Below are 15,662 nucleotides of genomic sequence, written 5' to 3' on the forward strand. Positions count from 1 at the left end.
CGCTTTCGCACCTCAGTGTCAGTATCAGTCCAGGTGGTCGCCTTCGCCACTGGTGTTCCTTCCTATATCTACGCATTTCACCGCTACACAGGAAATTCCACCACCCTCTACCGTACTCTAGCTTGCCAGTTTTGGATGCAGTTCCCAGGTTGAGCCCGGGGCTTTCACATCCAACTTAACAAACCACCTACGCGCGCTTTACGCCCAGTAATTCCGATTAACGCTTGCACCCTCTGTATTACCGCGGCTGCTGGCACAGAGTTAGCCGGTGCTTATTCTGTCGGTAACGTCAAAACAGCAAGGTATTAACTTACTGCCCTTCCTCCCAACTTAAAGTGCTTTACAATCCGAAGACCTTCTTCACACACGCGGCATGGCTGGATCAGGCTTTCGCCCATTGTCCAATATTCCCCACTGCTGCCTCCCGTAGGAGTCTGGACCGTGTCTCAGTTCCAGTGTGACTGATCATCCTCTCAGACCAGTTACGGATCGTCGCCTTGGTGAGCCATTACCCCACCAACTAGCTAATCCGACCTAGGCTCATCTGATAGCGCAAGGCCCGAAGGTCCCCTGCTTTCTCCCGTAGGACGTATGCGGTATTAGCGTTCCTTTCGAAACGTTGTCCCCCACTACCAGGCAGATTCCTAGGCATTACTCACCCGTCCGCCGCTGAATCAAGGAGCAAGCTCCCGTCATCCGCTCGACTTGCATGTGTTAGGCCTGCCGCCAGCGTTCAATCTGAGCCATGATCAAACTCTTCAGTTCAATACTGCTTGGGTTTTTAAGAAACCCTAAACTTGGCTCAGCAATCTCAAATGACTATGTGATTTCTCGCATGGCCACTTGTGATGCTGATAATCTTTTTGACTATCAGTCCGTACTCACAAGCACCCACACGAATTGCTTGATTCGATTTGTTAAAGAGCGTTTGGTTAAGAGCTTTTCGTCTCAACCGAGGCGCGCATTCTACGCTTTCCTCAGAGCCTGTCAAGCGTTTATTTTGAAGTTTTTTGCGAGAAACTCGTTTAGCTTCAAACACTTGGCTCGCTGCGATCTCTCGTAGCGGGAGGCGAATCATACAGCACTTGGAAGCACTGTCAACCACCTTTTCAACCGCTTTCGATCATTTGATCGTAGCCCTTACAGCACCTTCAGAATTGTCTAACTCATTGAATCTCAAGGAGTTTGTCGTTCCGTTGTCGCTGGAAGTGGGGCGCATTATAAGGGGATTCGCGAGGGCGTCAACCTTTAATTTCAAGAAAGTGAAATATAAGGGGAAAGACCGTATCGGGGCTGCCAAGTGTTCGCCACAACAGTTTCAGCGCCTGTGAGACCGAGCGCCGCGCGGGCGGCGCTCGATCTCACAGGCGCTGCAGGGGTTATGGCAGACACATCTCACCGCCAAAACCACCTCAAGACATACCCCCCCTACAACAACAACAACAACAACAACAACAACCAAACCCCAAAAACAAAACGGGGAGGCCTACCGGCCTCCCCGCTTCTATATAGCTACACCACCAGCCAATCACTCAGCCTTGAGGGTAACCCGGCCAAACGACTTCTTACCCGCCTGGCATACATGAGTAGCGCCAAGGACAAACATGAAGTCCTTGTCGACCACGGCACCATCAACCTTCACCGCGCCGCCACTAAGCAAATCACGAGCCTGTGCCGAGTTCTTCACCAACCCGGCCCGGTTCAGCACGGCAGCGATCGGCAGGTCCTCTGTCGCAGCCACTTCGATCTCCGGCAAGTCCTCCGGCAGCTCGCCTTCCTTCATACGGTTACCGGCAGCACGGTGAGCACTGGCCGCAGCCTCCTCACCATGGAAGCGCGCCACAATTTCTTCCGCCAACTTGATCTTGATGTCACGCGGGTTGGCGCCGTTGGCGACGTCGGTACGGAACTGCTCGATTTCTTCCATCGAACGGAAGCTCAGCAGCTCGAAGTAACGCCACATCAGGGTATCCGGGATAGACACAAGCTTGCTGTACATCACCCCCGGCGCTTCCTGGATGCCGACATAGTTACCCAGCGACTTGGACATCTTCTTCACGCCGTCGAGCCCTTCGAGCAGTGGCATGGTCACGATGTTCTGCGCTTCCTGACCATAGGCGCGCTGCAGCTCGCGCCCCATCAGCAGGTTGAACTTCTGATCGGTACCACCCAGCTCTACATCCGCCTTCAGCGCCACCGAGTCGTAGCCTTGCACCAGCGGGTAGAGGAACTCGTGGATGGCAATCGGCTGATTGGTGGTGTAGCGCTTGTCGAAGTCATCACGCTCCAGCATGCGCGCCACAGTGTACTGCGACGCCAGACGAATGAAGTCGGCGGGGGTCAGCTTGTCCATCCAGGTGGAGTTGAACGCGACTTCGGTCTTGGCAGGATCGAGGATCTTGAACACCTGCTGCTTGTAAGTCTCGGCGTTATCCAGCACCTGCTCACGCGTCAGCGGCGGGCGGGTGGCACTTTTGCCACTGGGGTCGCCGATCATGCCGGTGAAATCACCGATAAGGAAGATGACCTGATGACCCAGCTCCTGGAACTGACGCAGCTTGTTGATCAGCACCGTGTGACCAAGGTGCAGGTCAGGTGCAGTCGGGTCGAAGCCAGCCTTGATGCGCAGAGGCTGGCCGCGCTTGAGCTTCTCCACCAGTTCCGACTCGACCAGTACTTCTTCCGCACCGCGCTTGATAAGCGCCAGCTGCTCTTCAACCGACTTCATAGACAAACCCGCAAGGCTCAGATTCAGGGGGAGCCAACCATACAAGATCGGCTGTCAAATACAAGTTTCGCAAAGGAATGTGACCCGGGGACAGGCTTGCGGCGTCTACGCGCCCTTGCGTGAAAATGGATTTGGTTATATTTTATACAGTTATTTCATCTTCATCATGTCATTCATCTTTTCCATTTCACTTTTTCAAAGTCACCTTGCCTATGACCAACGAACCGCCTAAAGCGCCCCCGCTTTATCCGAAAAGCCATCTGTTGGCCGCCAGCGGCATTGCCGCCCTGCTCAGCTTGGCTCTACTGGTATTTCCATCCAGCGAAGTGGAAGCCAAGAAAACCACCCTCAACCTCGAGCTGGAAAGCCCTGCCGAGCAGTTGAAAGACGAGACCCGTGCTGCGCCACTGGTGCAGGCAGAACGCGGGCAAACCTCGCCTTTCGTCCAGATCGAAGACGCAGCCCCCGAGACTCAGAAGGCCGAACAGAAAGCCCCGGCCGCCGAAGCTACCAAAGAACCAGGCCACCGCGAGATCACCGTGGCCCGTGGCGATACACTGTCAACCCTGTTCGCCAAGGTTGGCCTGCCGGCCAATGCAGTGCATGACCTGCTGGCAAGTAACAAGCAGGCCAAGCAATTCAGCCAGCTCAAGCACGGCCAAGTGCTGCAGTTCGAACTCGACAAGGATGGCCAACTGGTCAGCCTGCACAGCAAGGTCAGTAACCTCGAAACCATTCACCTGACCAAGACCGCCAAGGGCTACACCTTCAATCGTGAAATCAGCAAACCAGTGGTGCGTACCGCCTATGCCCGCGGTGTGATCAAGAGTTCGCTGTCGGCATCGGCCCAGCGCGCAGGCCTGCCCCACAGCATGACCATGAGCCTGGCCCGCGTGCTGGGTTACGACATCGACTTCGCTCAGGATATTCGCCCGGGCGACGAATTCGACGTGGTCTATGAGCAGAAAGTGATAGACGGCAAGGTTGTCGGTACCGGCAATATCCTGTCCGCCCGCTTCACCAACCGCGGCAAGACCTATACCGCCGTGCGCTATACCAACAAGCAGGGCAACACTAGCTACTACACCGCCGACGGCAACAGCCTGCGCAAGGCCTTCATCCGTACCCCGGTCGACTTCGCCCGCATCAGCTCGCGCTTTTCCGCCGGCCGCAAGCACCCGATCCTGAACAAGATCCGCGCCCACAAGGGCGTCGACTACGCAGCTCCCCGCGGCACACCGATCAAGGCAGCTGGTGACGGCCGTATCGAACTGGCCGGTCGCCGAGGCGGCTACGGCAATACCGTGATTATCCAGCACGGTAACCGTTACAAGACGCTGTATGGCCATATGCAAGGCTTCGCCAAGGGCATCAAGACCGGCAGCACGGTCAAGCAGGGCCAGATCATTGGCTATATTGGCACCACTGGCCTGTCTACCGGCCCACACCTGCACTACGAGTTTCAGGTCAACGGCGTGCACGTCGATCCGCTGAGTCAGAAAGTGCCGATGGCCGACCCGATCGCCAGAAACGAGCGCCAGCGCTTCTTGCAGCAGAGCCAACCACTGATTGCCCGTATGGACCAGGAAAAGGCAACTCTGCTCGCAGCGAACAAGCGCTAAGCCATGGCGCTCTATCTGGGGGTGATGTCCGGCACCAGCCTTGATGGCCTGGACATTGCCCTGATCGAACAAGGCGAGCAGCTTGAGCTGCTCGCCACCCATTACCTGCCAATGCCCAACGACTTGCGTCAGGAGCTGCTTGCCCTGTGCAGCAGCGGCCCTGACGAGATCGCACGTGCGGCGCTGGCAGAAAACCGCTGGGCTAGCCTGGCAGGCGAAGGTATCCACCAATTGCTGGCTCGCCAAGGCCTGAAGGCGGAAGCCATCCGCGCCATTGGCAGCCACGGCCAGACCATCCGCCACGAGCCGGCACGTGGTTTTACCGTGCAGATCGGCAACCCGGCGCTGCTCGCCGAGCTTACTGGCATCAGTGTGGTCGCCGACTTCCGCCGCCGCGATGTGGCAGCCGGCGGCCAAGGCGCGCCGCTGGTGCCTGCCTTCCACGAAACCCTGTTCAGCCACCTTGGCCAGCGACTGGCAATCCTGAACGTGGGCGGCTTCAGCAACCTGAGCCTGATCGAACACGATAAACCGGTCCACGGCTTCGACTGTGGCCCGGGTAATGTGCTGCTGGACGCCTGGATCGAGCGAAAACTTGGCCAGGCCTACGATACCGATGGTGCCTGGGCTGCCTCAGGGGTTGTGCAAGCCAGCTTGCTCAACGCGTTGCTCAGCGACCCGTTCTTCGCCGACAGCGGCCCGAAGAGCACCGGCCGCGAGGTATTCAACCTGCCTTGGCTGGATGCTCACCTGGCCCGCCTACCCGTTTACCGCGACGAAGACGTACAGGCAACACTGCTGGAGCTGACCGCTCGCAGCATCATCGAGTCGTTGAGCAACGCCCAGCAAGCCACCGAAGCGCTTCTTGTATGTGGTGGTGGCGCACGTAACGGTGCGCTGATGGCCCGCCTCGGTCAGTTGTTACCCGAAGCCCATGTCGCCAGCACTGACGCCCATGGTGTGGACCCGGATTGGGTCGAGGCCATGGCCTTTGCCTGGCTGGCCCATTGCTGCCTGGAAGGCATCGCTGCCAACCGCCCCACCGTTACTGCCGCCAAAGGGTTGCGCATACTGGGCGCGATCTACCCGGCATGACCGCTTCGCCAGAAAGCAAAACGCCGCGCAATTGCGCGGCGTTTTGCTTTCTGGCGAAGTCTCAGATCGAGAACGACGAGCCGCAACCACAGGTGGTGGCGGCATTCGGATTCTTGATAACGAAACGCGAACCTTCCAGGCCTTCCTGGTAGTCCACTTCGGCGCCGGCCAGGTACTGGAAGCTCATCGGGTCGACCACCAGGGAAACGCCCTCGCGCTCGACGATGGTGTCATCTTCGGCCACATCTTCATCAAACGTAAAGCCATACTGGAAGCCCGAGCAACCACCACCGGTCACGAACACCCGCAGTTTCAGACGTTCATTGCCTTCCTCATTGACCAGGTTTTTCACCTTCTGGGCTGCCCCATGGGTGAACTCCAGGCCGGTAGGGGTGAAGGTTTCGACACTCATGTTGATTCTCCCGGCGCGGTAGCCGCCATAAAACTCGATGACGCGCATTATCCGCTTTCCCGAGAAAATCGGTCAAGAATTGTGCGGCTTTAGTCGCGACATACAAAAAGGCCCGCACGACGCGGGCCTTTTCGAACGCTGGCTGCTTACGGCAGCAAGCCGGCATGGGCCAGGCCCATGCGCTCATCCAGGCCGAACAGAATGTTGAGGTTCTGTACCGCCTGGCCGGAGGCGCCCTTGACCAGGTTGTCGATCACCGACAGCACCACCACCAGGTCACCACCCTGCGGACGATGAACCGCAATGCGACAAACGTTGGCGCCGCGCACGCTGCGGGTTTCCGGATGGCTGCCAGCTGGCATCACGTCGACGAACGGTTCGTCGGCGTAGCGCTTCTCGTACAGCGCCTGCAGGTCGACCGAGGTATCGACCACATTCGCGTACAGGGTGGCATGGATGCCGCGGATCATCGGCGTCAGATGCGGCACGAAAGTCAGCCCGATGTCCTTGCCCGCGGCCAGGCGCAAGCCTTGGCTGATCTCCGGCAGGTGGCGATGGCCCTTTACCGCGTATGCCTTCATGCTTTCGCCGGCTTCGCAGAACAGCGAGCCCACTGCCGCACCACGGCCTGCACCGCTGACGCCCGACTTGCAGTCGGCGATCAGGCGCGACGGGTCAGCCAGCCCTGCTTCCAGCAGCGGCAGGAAGCCCAGCTGGGTGGCGGTCGGATAGCAACCCGGCACAGCGATCAGGCGAGCCTGGCGGATCTTCTCGCGGTTGACTTCAGGCAGGCCATACACAGCGTCCTTGAGCAACTCTGGCGCGCCATGGGGCTGACCGTACCACTTGCCCCACTCGGCCGCATCCTGCAGGCGGAAGTCGGCCGACAGGTCGATCACCTTGGTGCCGGCCACCAGCAACTCACCAGCCAGGGCGTGGGCAACACCATGCGGCGTGGCGAAGAACACCACATCGCAGGCAGCCAAAGCCTTGCTGTCCGGTACGCTGAACGCCAGCCCGTCATAGTGGCCGCGCAGGTTCGGGTACATGTCCGCCACCGCCACGCCCGCCTCGGAGCGCGAAGTGATGACCGCCACTTCGGCCTGTGGATGCTGTGCCAGCAGACGCAACAGTTCGACGCCGGTGTAACCCGTGCCGCCGACGATACCGACCTTGATCATAACGCTTGCCCCTTATCAACGAGCCGTCTGGAAAGCGCACGATAATAGGGGCGCGGGGCGCCTGTAACAACTCTTCGGGTGACCCTTCGGGCGCTTGACCACTACTATCTGACGACCGTGATTACCTGAAGGAACTCCCTCCATGCTTTACCTATGGATCAAAGCGCTGCATATCGTCAGCGTGGTCTGCTGGTTCGCCGGCCTGTTCTACCTGCCCAGGCTGTTCGTCTACCACGCCCAGAGCCAGGACAGCATCAGCCAGGATCGCTTCGTGACCATGGAGCGCAAGCTGTACCGCGGCATCATGAACCCGGCGATGATCGCCACCTACGTTTTTGGCATCTGGATGCTGTACCTCACCCCCGGCTGGCTGAGCCAGGGATGGCTGCATGCCAAGCTCACCCTGGTCATCCTGCTGACCGGCTACCATCACGTGTGCGGTGCCCAGCGCAAACGCTTCGCCAACGGCACCAACACCCGCAGCCATGTCTACTATCGCTGGTTCAACGAAGTGCCCGTGCTGATCCTGCTGGCTATCGTAATTCTGGTGGTGGTGAAACCGTTCTGACATAGCCACCCGCTCAAGGAGCCTTGCCATGTCGCTACCTGCCTCGCTCGAACAACGCCTGCGGCTGCCCGTGGTTGCTGCGCCGATGTTCCTCATCTCCAACCCCCAACTGGTGCTGGCCTGCTGCGCCAACGGCGTGGTTGGCAGTTTCCCGGCCCTGAACCAACGCGACAGCGCTGGCTTCAAGGCCTGGCTGGAAGAGATCGAGGCTGGCCTGGCTCAACTGCAGGCGCCAGCGCCCTACGCCGTCAACCTGATCGTCCACCCGACCAACCCGCGCCTGCAGGCCGACCTAGCCTTGTGCGTGGAGCACCGGGTGCCGATCGTCATCACCAGCCTGGGCGCGGTGAAGGAAGTGGTCGATGCCGTACACAGCTACGGCGGCCTGGTGTTTCATGATGTCACCACCCGCCGGCATGCCGAAAAGGCCGCCGAAGCTGGTGTCGATGGCCTTATCGCCGTCGCCGCAGGCGCGGGCGGCCATGCCGGCACCTGGAGCCCGTTCGCCCTGGCCGCAGAAATTCGCCAGTTCTTCGACAAGACCCTGCTGCTGGCTGGCTGCATCAACCACGGCCACGAAATCCTGGCCGCACAACTGCTGGGGGCGGACCTGGCGTACATGGGCACGCGCTTCATCACCACCACAGAAAGCCAGGCTCAGGGCGCCTACAAACAGATGCTGCTGGATGCCCATGCCGCCGACATCATCCACACACCCGTGGTGTCCGGTATCCCCGCCAGCTTCCTGCGTCAGAGCCTGGAGCAGGCCGGCTACGACATGAACGCCCTCAAGGGGGGGCACGTGCAAGGCAAGCTCAAGCCGATCGATGACGAAGCCAAGGCCTGGAAGACCGTATGGTCAGCGGGCCAGGGCGTCGGAGCCATCCATGACCTGCCCAGCGCCAGCGCATTGATCGAGCGCCTGCATGGCGAGTACCGACAAGCCCTGGAACGCTGCCAGGTTTTGCGGGACCGCGCCCTGTAGCAAAAGGCAACACCTTGCACGGGCAAGTTGTACACTAGGCGCCCTCTTCCGCCCCCAGGAGCCTTGCATGACCCGTTACGCCATGATCACTGGTGCTTCCAGCGGCCTGGGCCTGGCCTTGGCGGAAGCGCTGGCACGGCGCGGGCGCAACCTGATCCTGGTGGCACGCCAACGAGAAACGCTGGAGCCTGTCGCCATGGAGCTGACCCAGCGTTTCGGTGTCGAGGTGCTGTTCCGCGCCTGCGACCTCAGCCAGCCGTTGCGCCTTTCAGGCTTCGTGCTAGAGCTGGAAGAAGGTGAGCGGCGTATCGATTTGCTGGTCAACTGCGCGGGCTTGCGCACCTATGGGCCGTTCCTGGCCCATGAATGGGCCGACGAACAAGACCTGCTGGAGGTCAACGTGCTGGCCCTGAGCCGCCTGTGCCACGCCATCGGTAACCTGATGGCTGTGCAGGGTGGCGGGCAGATTCTCAACGTCGCCGGCCTGGCCGGGGTGGCGCCTGGCCCATGGATGGCCGCCTATGCCGCTAGCAAGGCCTACGTGTTGAGCTTTTCCCAGGCCCTGCGCGAAGAACTCAAGCGCACCGGCATCAAGGTCTCTGTACTGTGCCCTGGCCCAGTACGTTCCGCACGCCGGCGCATTGCGCGGCTAGATGGCAAGCCGCGCTGTCTCAGCGCCGAGGAAGTGGCGCTGTACACCGTGCGGGCGCTGGACAAGAACCGCGCACTGATCATGCCCGGCCGGCGCAACCGCTGGCTGGCGTTCGCCCCGCGTTTGCTGCCGCGCTGGCTGGTGCGCAAGCTGGCTGGGGCCATCCACCGCCGCTATTGCCCCATCGGTATGGAATAGCCACTGGGCGAGCGGCGCCCGGCTGAGTACACTCGGCCCGACCCTCACCATGGAGCAAGTGCTGTGGACGATCTATTCCTCAAAATCATCAACCGGGAAATCCCGGCAGATATCATCTATGAAGACGACCAGATCCTGGCCTTCAAGGACATTGCACCCGCGGCACCGGTACATTTTCTGGTCATCCCGAAAAAGCACATTCGCACCCTCAATGACCTGACCGAAGAAGACAAGGCCCTGGCTGGCCACATCTTGTTCACCGCCCAACGCCTGGCTGTCGAACAAGGCTGCGAGGAAGGTTTCCGCGTGGTCATGAACTGCAACCCCAAAGGCGGCCAGACCGTCTACCACATCCATATGCACGTGCTTGGCCAGCGCCAGATGAACTGGCCGCCGGGCTGACCCACGGCAAGCGACCCCGCCGCTATTGCGGTAAACTGTCGGGCACATTCTTGCGGAGGTGCCCGATGGCTACCGAACGTCACTACTCGCCGCTCGACCGCTTGTTGCTGCAGGCCGATACTGCCATGCGCACCTTGCTGCCATTCAGCGGCCAACCCGCCCGGCCATCGCCGGCCATCGTCCAGCCAGATGCCGACATGGACGAGCAACAGGCCCGTCATATTGCCGGGCTGATGCGCATCAACCATACCGGTGAAGTCTGCGCCCAGGCGCTGTACCAAGGCCAGGCCCTGACCGCCAAGCTCCCGGAAGTGCGCAAGGCCATGGAGCATGCCGCCGAGGAAGAAGTGGATCACCTGGCCTGGTGCGAACAGCGCATTCGCCAGTTGAACAGCCACCCGAGCGTGCTCAACCCGCTGTTCTACGGCATGTCGTTCGGCATCGGCGCACTCGCCGGGCTGGTCAGCGACAAGGTCAGCCTGGGCTTCGTCGCCGCTACCGAACATCAGGTGTGCAAGCACCTCGACGAGCACCTGGAGCAGTTGCCGCACGAAGATGAAAAATCCCGGGCCATTCTCGAGCAAATGCGCATTGACGAAGAGCAACACGCCGAGTCTGCACTGGAAGCCGGTGGTTATCGCTTTCCGGCCCCCGTCCGCTTTGGCATGAGCTTGCTGGCCAAGGTCATGACCAAGAGCACATACCGCATCTGAAGGTATCACCATGACGGATCGATTCGACGCCAAGGACCTGGCGCGCGCCGTGCAAGCAGGCATTCTCCAGCCGGGTCAGGATCAAAGCCTGCTGGCATTCCTGCGCCAGCAACCCGCACCTCGTGGCAGCTTCCAGCTGGCCCATGTTGCCTTCTACTTTGGCGCCATGCTGATCATGGCGGCCATGGGCTGGTTGCTCACCGAGGCCTGGATGAGCCTCGGTGACGGCGCGCTGTTGATCATCGCCAGCCTCTACATCCTGCTGATCACCTTGCTCGCCCTCAATCTGCAGCGCCGCGCCCAACCCGTCGCTGCTGGCGTACTGGCTGCCGTTGCAGTCAGCATCGTGCCGCTGGCGGTATTCGCTATCGAACGCATGTTTGGCTGGTGGCCACTGGACGATGCGCAGGCCGACTACCACCAGTACTACACCTACGTGCAGGGCGGCTGGCTGGCGATGGAAGCAGCCACGGTGCTTGCCGGCCTGCTAATGCTGCGGTTGATCCCCTACCCGTTCGTCGTCATGCCTGTAGCCGTGGCCTTGTGGTTCATGTCGATGGACCTTAGCGAGTGGTTCTTCGGCTCCCCGTTCAGCTGGGAGCAGCGCCGCCACGTATCACTGTGGTTTGGGTTGGGCTTGCTGGTGGTTTTCGTCGTGATAGACGGCCGCACGCGTGAAGACTACGCCCGTTGGGGTTATCTGGCCGGGCTGGCAGCATTCTGGGGCGGGTTGACGCTGCTGGACAGCGGCAGTGAGTTGGGCAAGGCCCTGTACTGCCTGATCAACATTGCGCTGATGGGCATGGCGGTGCTGCTGCGCCGGCCGGTGTTCATGGTGTTTGGTGCGCTGGGAGTGGCCGCTTACCTGGGGTACCTAGCGTATGAGGTGTTTGCCCAGTCGCTACTGTTCCCAGTGGTGGTGACCTTTATCGGGCTGGGGGTTATCTGGCTTGGGCTGATTTACCAGAAGCACCGGGAGCGGATGAGCCAGGCGCTAAGAAGCAGTCTTCCGCAATGGCTGCGGATGGCCCTTCCGGCCCTGCGCAACTGAAGGCCGCCCTGGGCCAGATGTGGGAGCGGGTTCACCCGCTCCCACAAGGGCTGCAAAGCGGCGCCGGAATCTCAGCCTTAACCCAGCTCCACGATTTCATACCCATGGGTAATCTCAACCCCGGCACGCTCAAGCATGATCGAAGCCGAGCAGTACTTTTCCGCTGACAGCTCCACCGCCCGCTTGACCTGCGCTTCTTTCAGCCCACGCCCCTTCACCACGAAGTTCATGTGAATCTTGGTGAACACCTTCGGGTCTTCGCTGGCGCGCTCCGCGTCCAGAAACGCCTCGCAGCTTTCCACTGCCTGGCGCGACTTCTTCAGAATGCTCACCACGTCAAAGCTGCTGCAGCCACCCAGGCCCAGCAACAGCATTTCCATCGGTCGCACGCCCAGGTTGCGGCCACCGGCCTCGGGCGGGCCGTCCATTACGACGACATGGCCGCTCCCCGATTCGCCGAGGAACATTGCCTCACCGGCCCACTGGATACGTGCCTTCATCTACCCGGACTCCTGATTTTCGGAAAAGGGTGTCAGCTTAGACCTTGTGCGGCTGTGGGAAAAGCACGAGATGTGTCGGTTTAGTACCGAAACATCCTGTAGTGTCTGATAAGCTGGCGCCAAATGACTGGCGCTTTCCGTCAGCCAACCTCTATAAAAAGCCTATGCGTCGTATCGAACAGGATTTCGTGATGGTTGCCTCCGCCCTACCCGCCAAGATAAAGAACATCGACAAGCTGCTGGTACACTGCCAGCGCCGCCGCTACACCGCCAAAAGCAACATCATCTGCGCCGGCGACCGGGCCGAGACACTGTCGTTCATCATCAAGGGTTCGGTCACCATCCTCATCGAGGACGACGACGGCCATGAAATGATCATTGCCTACCTCAACAATGGCGATTTCTTTGGCGAGCTAGGCCTGTTCGAGCCCATTGATGGCGAACAGCAGCGCAGTGCCTGGGTACGCGCCAAGACCGAATGCGAAGTGGCCGAAATCAGCTACGAGAAGTTTCGCGAACTGGCGCGCCAGGACCCTGAAATCCTCTACGCCCTGGGTAGCCAGATGGCCCAGCGCCTGCGCAACACTACCCGCAAGGTTGGCGACTTGGCATTTTTCGACGTGACCGGGCGAGTTGCCCGTTGCCTGCTGGAACTGTGCAAGCAGCCGGACGCCATGACCCATCCCGATGGCATGCAAATCAAGATCACCCGTCAGGAAATAGGCCGAATCGTCGGTTGCTCTCGGGAAATGGTCGGCCGCGTTCTAAAGGACTTGGAGGAACGCAGCCTGGTGCAGGTCAAGGGCAAGACCATGGTGGTCTACGGTACCCGCTAGTCCTTGGGCAACTCGGCCAGCACCTTGGCGTAGGCCTGCGAAAGGCGCTCGAACCAGGGTGCTGCCGGCGCGACTTCGTGCAAGGCGATGTGCGCATCAGCGCGACAGCGTTGCTCCAGCTCGCAGCACTCGTTGAAGCGGTTGACCGCCGCCACCATCGACTCACGCTCGTTGTCCAGCAACAGCGCACCGTGTACCAGCACCACCGGGCGCTTGCCACCCAGGCCCTGACGCCAGCGCTGGGCAGTACCCACCAGTTTGCGGCCATTGAGGTTGACGTTGTAGCGGCCATCGCAGAAGGCCCCGTCGATTTCCCCGACGGACGCTACCCCGCCCCACTCGCGCAGCACATCGCACAGCGGCAGACACAGGCGCTCGTAGGCATTTTCGATACGGCCGTGGTCACCTTCACTGCGCGGCGCGGCGTAGACCAGTGCAACGTTCACCGTCGAATGCGACTGAGGTACCGGCTCACCGCCGGTTTCTCGCAGCAGCACCGGCCAGCCAGCAATAGCCAATTCCGCGCAGGCGACTTCAAAGTTGCCCAGCCGGCTCATGCGCCGAGGCATGACCAGAGCGTGGTCGGTCGGACGCCAGAACAGCACACCACTCTCGCGTTCGCCGCGGCAGACGGCGGCCAGCAGTTCCTGCTCCGCGTGCAGGCCCTGTTCGACAGTCAGGGCCAGGGGTTGATCGGTCATTGATCCACCTATGATGTTGATTTAACCGGTCTCTTCGCGGGTAAACCCGCTCCTACAACAGCGCGTGTAGCGGGCTTGCCCGCGAAGAGGCCATTACAGGTACAAAAAAGCCGGCAAAAACGCCGGCTTCATTTGATCAGTCCAGGTGCTGAACAGTCTTCTTCACCTGCTCGGGGAAGAACAGCCGCTGTAATTCCAGGCCAGGGTGCTCGGCGCGCATGAACGCCTCCCCCACCAGGAACGAGTAAACTTCGTTGATTGCCATCAGCTCCACATCGGCCCGGTTGAGAATACCGCTTTCGGTAATCGCCAGACGGTCACGCGGAATGCGCGGCAGCAGATCAAGGGTGGTTTCCAGGCTGACCTCGAAGGTGTGCAGATTGCGGTTGTTCACCCCCACCAGCGGCGTATCCAGGGTTTTCAGCGCGCGCTCCAGTTCATCGCCATCGTGCACTTCCACCAGCACGTCGAGGCCGACGTCCTTGGCAGTGGCGGCCAGTTCAGCCATCTTCACGTCGTCCAGCGCCGACACGATCAGCAGTACGCAATCTGCCCCCAGGGCCCGGGCTTCGACGATCTGGTAAGGGTCGACCATGAAGTCCTTGCGGATCACCGGCAGCGAAACCGCTGCGCGGGCCTGCTGCAAGTACTCATCGGCACCCTGGAAATAATCGACATCGGTCAGCACCGACAGGCAGGTGGCCCCGCCCTTCTCGTAGCTGACCGCGATTTCCGCCGGCACGAAATGCTCACGGATCACGCCCTTGCTTGGCGAAGCCTTCTTGATTTCGGCAATCACCGCTGGCTGCTTGCGCTTGGCCTGCTCGATCAGCGCGTTGGCGAAGCCACGCGGGGCGTCGGCGGCCTTGGCCAGGCTCTCCAGCTCGGCGAAGCTGACGCGTGCACTGCGCTCGGCCACTTCCTGAAATTTGCGGGCAATGATCCTTTCCAGCACCGTCGGCACACTCATGCTTCGTTCTCCACCTTGAATACTGCAGTAAAGGCGCCCAATTCCTGCAACTTCTCCCAGGCCAGGCCGGTGTGCAGTACATCATGGGCCAGTTCTACACCGGCTTTCAGGCTCATGGCATGGTCAGCGGCATACAGTGCCGCGCCAGCATTAAGCACGATCATCTCGGCGGCCTTCTGGCCGTTCTCGGTCTTGCGCCGACCCAGCGCATCGCGAATCAGCTCCAGCGAAGCCTGCGGGCTCTCGACTGCCAAGCCATGAAGGCTCTGACTCTTAATGCCGAGGTCTTCCGGCTCGACCCAATATTCAGTGATCTCGTCGTTTTTCAGTTCGGCGACGAAGGTGGGTGCCGCCAGGCTGAACTCGTCCAGTCCATCCTTCGAGTGCACTACCAGCACATGCTTGCTACCCAGGCGCTGCAGCACCTCAGCCAGCGGGCGGCAAAGGGTTTGCGCGAACACACCGACCACCTGGTGCTTCACTCCGGCCGGATTCGTAAGCGGGCCGAGCATATTGAACAGGGTGCGCAACCCCAGTTCTCGACGCGGGCCTGCGGCGTGTTTCATGGCCGAGTGGTGACTTTGCGCGAACATGAAGCCGATGCCCAGGCTGTCGATGCAGCGCGCCACTTGAGTTGGCGTCAGGTTCAGGTAGATGCCGGCAGCTTCCAGCAGGTCGGCACTGCCGCTCTTGCCCGATACTGCGCGGTTACCATGCTTGGCCACCGGGCAGCCCGCCGCCGCCAGGACGAAGGACGAAGCGGTGGATACGTTGAAGATGTTAGCGCCGTCACCGCCGGTACCGACAATGTCGACGACACCATCAAGGCTTTGCAGCTCGACCTTTTCGGCCAGTTCACGCATCACCGACACCGCACCGACGATTTCGTCGATGCTTTCGCTTTTCATGCGCATGCCCATCAGGAAGGCACCTATCTGCGCCTCGCTGCACTGACCGGTCATGATCTGGCGCATGACCTGGCGCATTTCTTCGGTAGTAAGGTCCAGTTGGCCGACGATACGGCTCAACGCACTCTTGATATCCATGT

Annotated in this window: 16 protein-coding genes and 1 rRNA gene (1 of these 17 only partly in view); 9 read left to right on the top strand and 8 right to left on the bottom strand. The window is 60.5% G+C overall.

Annotated features, from left to right (window positions below; all coding sequences use genetic code 11):
• Both J3A98_RS21960 and tyrS read right to left on the bottom strand, forming a co-directional pair.
• Positions 1–765, bottom strand: a 16S ribosomal RNA gene (locus J3A98_RS21960); it reaches 772 nt to the left of the window's first position.
• A gap of 763 nt (positions 766–1,528) precedes the next feature.
• Positions 1,529–2,728: a tyrosine--tRNA ligase gene (gene tyrS, locus J3A98_RS21965; RefSeq protein WP_209968322.1), complete on the bottom strand. Its 1,200-nt coding sequence runs from the start codon at positions 2,726–2,728 to the stop codon at positions 1,529–1,531.
• 212 nt (positions 2,729–2,940) lie between these two features.
• Here tyrS and J3A98_RS21970 point away from each other — a divergent pair, with 212 nt between their 5' ends.
• Together J3A98_RS21970 and J3A98_RS21975 are read left to right on the top strand one after the other, a co-directional pair.
• Positions 2,941–4,350 carry a peptidoglycan DD-metalloendopeptidase family protein gene (locus J3A98_RS21970; protein ID WP_209968324.1) on the top strand — a complete coding sequence of 470 codons (1,410 nt, stop codon included), beginning with the start codon at positions 2,941–2,943 and terminating at the stop codon, positions 4,348–4,350.
• Between the two features lie 3 nt (positions 4,351–4,353).
• Positions 4,354–5,445, top strand: coding sequence for an anhydro-N-acetylmuramic acid kinase (locus tag J3A98_RS21975; protein ID WP_209968327.1), 1,092 nt, complete (start codon positions 4,354–4,356; stop codon positions 5,443–5,445).
• 61 nt (positions 5,446–5,506) lie between these two features.
• Here J3A98_RS21975 and erpA read toward each other — a convergent pair whose 3' ends face one another.
• Together erpA and argC are read right to left on the bottom strand one after the other, a co-directional pair.
• Positions 5,507–5,857, bottom strand: a complete 351-nt coding sequence (gene erpA, locus J3A98_RS21980; RefSeq protein WP_003255511.1) for an iron-sulfur cluster insertion protein ErpA — start codon at positions 5,855–5,857, stop codon at positions 5,507–5,509.
• 146 nt (positions 5,858–6,003) lie between these two features.
• Positions 6,004–7,038, bottom strand: coding sequence for an N-acetyl-gamma-glutamyl-phosphate reductase (gene argC / locus J3A98_RS21985; RefSeq protein WP_209968330.1), 1,035 nt, complete (start codon positions 7,036–7,038; stop codon positions 6,004–6,006).
• 142 nt (positions 7,039–7,180) lie between these two features.
• Between argC and hemJ the strand changes: the two genes are divergently transcribed.
• The 6 genes from hemJ to J3A98_RS22015 all read left to right on the top strand — a co-directional run bounded on the left by hemJ (position 7,181) and on the right by J3A98_RS22015 (position 11,607).
• Entirely contained in the window at positions 7,181–7,606 is a 426-nt protein-coding gene (gene hemJ / locus J3A98_RS21990; protein ID WP_176683479.1) for a protoporphyrinogen oxidase HemJ, read from the top strand.
• A 28-nt stretch (positions 7,607–7,634) separates the two neighbouring features.
• Complete coding sequence (locus J3A98_RS21995; protein WP_209968333.1) at positions 7,635–8,591, top strand: nitronate monooxygenase family protein; 957 nt, start codon at positions 7,635–7,637, stop codon at positions 8,589–8,591.
• A 67-nt stretch (positions 8,592–8,658) separates the two neighbouring features.
• Positions 8,659–9,441 (top strand): SDR family oxidoreductase, encoded by a 783-nt coding sequence (locus J3A98_RS22000; protein ID WP_176683481.1) that lies wholly within the window; start codon positions 8,659–8,661, stop codon positions 9,439–9,441.
• 63 nt (positions 9,442–9,504) lie between these two features.
• Positions 9,505–9,843: a histidine triad nucleotide-binding protein gene (locus tag J3A98_RS22005; protein ID WP_003255518.1), complete on the top strand. Its 339-nt coding sequence runs from the start codon at positions 9,505–9,507 to the stop codon at positions 9,841–9,843.
• Positions 9,844–9,908: 65 nt separating this feature from the next.
• Positions 9,909–10,556 (top strand): 2-polyprenyl-3-methyl-6-methoxy-1,4-benzoquinone monooxygenase, encoded by a 648-nt coding sequence (coq7, locus tag J3A98_RS22010; protein ID WP_209968337.1) that lies wholly within the window; start codon positions 9,909–9,911, stop codon positions 10,554–10,556.
• A gap of 10 nt (positions 10,557–10,566) precedes the next feature.
• Positions 10,567–11,607 carry a DUF2157 domain-containing protein gene (locus J3A98_RS22015; RefSeq protein WP_209968342.1) on the top strand — a complete coding sequence of 347 codons (1,041 nt, stop codon included), beginning with the start codon at positions 10,567–10,569 and terminating at the stop codon, positions 11,605–11,607.
• 77 nt (positions 11,608–11,684) lie between these two features.
• On the opposite strand, the gene J3A98_RS22020 is transcribed toward J3A98_RS22015, so the two are convergent.
• On the bottom strand, positions 11,685–12,107 hold the full coding sequence (locus J3A98_RS22020) for an OsmC family protein (RefSeq protein ID WP_039602515.1): 423 nt from the start codon (positions 12,105–12,107) through the stop codon (positions 11,685–11,687).
• 191 nt (positions 12,108–12,298) lie between these two features.
• Here J3A98_RS22020 and crp point away from each other — a divergent pair, with 191 nt between their 5' ends.
• The gene (gene crp / locus J3A98_RS22025; protein ID WP_176683485.1) at positions 12,299–12,943 is read left to right on the top strand and encodes a cAMP-activated global transcriptional regulator CRP; all 645 of its coding nucleotides are present in this window, start codon (positions 12,299–12,301) and stop codon (positions 12,941–12,943) included.
• Here the strand turns inward: crp and J3A98_RS22030 are convergent.
• The 3 genes from J3A98_RS22030 to trpD all read right to left on the bottom strand — a co-directional run bounded on the left by J3A98_RS22030 (position 12,940) and on the right by trpD (position 15,660).
• On the bottom strand, positions 12,940–13,644 hold the full coding sequence (locus J3A98_RS22030) for a lipoate--protein ligase family protein (protein ID WP_209968346.1): 705 nt from the start codon (positions 13,642–13,644) through the stop codon (positions 12,940–12,942). The two genes, crp and J3A98_RS22030, sit on opposite strands and share 4 nt — an antisense overlap.
• Positions 13,645–13,780: 136 nt before the next feature.
• Positions 13,781–14,614, bottom strand: coding sequence for an indole-3-glycerol phosphate synthase TrpC (trpC, locus tag J3A98_RS22035; RefSeq protein ID WP_176683487.1), 834 nt, complete (start codon positions 14,612–14,614; stop codon positions 13,781–13,783).
• Positions 14,611–15,660: an anthranilate phosphoribosyltransferase gene (gene trpD / locus J3A98_RS22040; RefSeq protein ID WP_176683488.1), complete on the bottom strand. Its 1,050-nt coding sequence runs from the start codon at positions 15,658–15,660 to the stop codon at positions 14,611–14,613. The genes trpC and trpD overlap by 4 nt, the downstream gene beginning before the upstream one ends.
• Positions 15,661–15,662: the final 2 nt, after the last annotated feature.

The sequence above is a fragment of the Pseudomonas sp. BP6 genome, assembly GCF_017875935.1.
GTDB lineage: Bacteria > Pseudomonadota > Gammaproteobacteria > Pseudomonadales > Pseudomonadaceae > Aquipseudomonas > Aquipseudomonas putida_Y.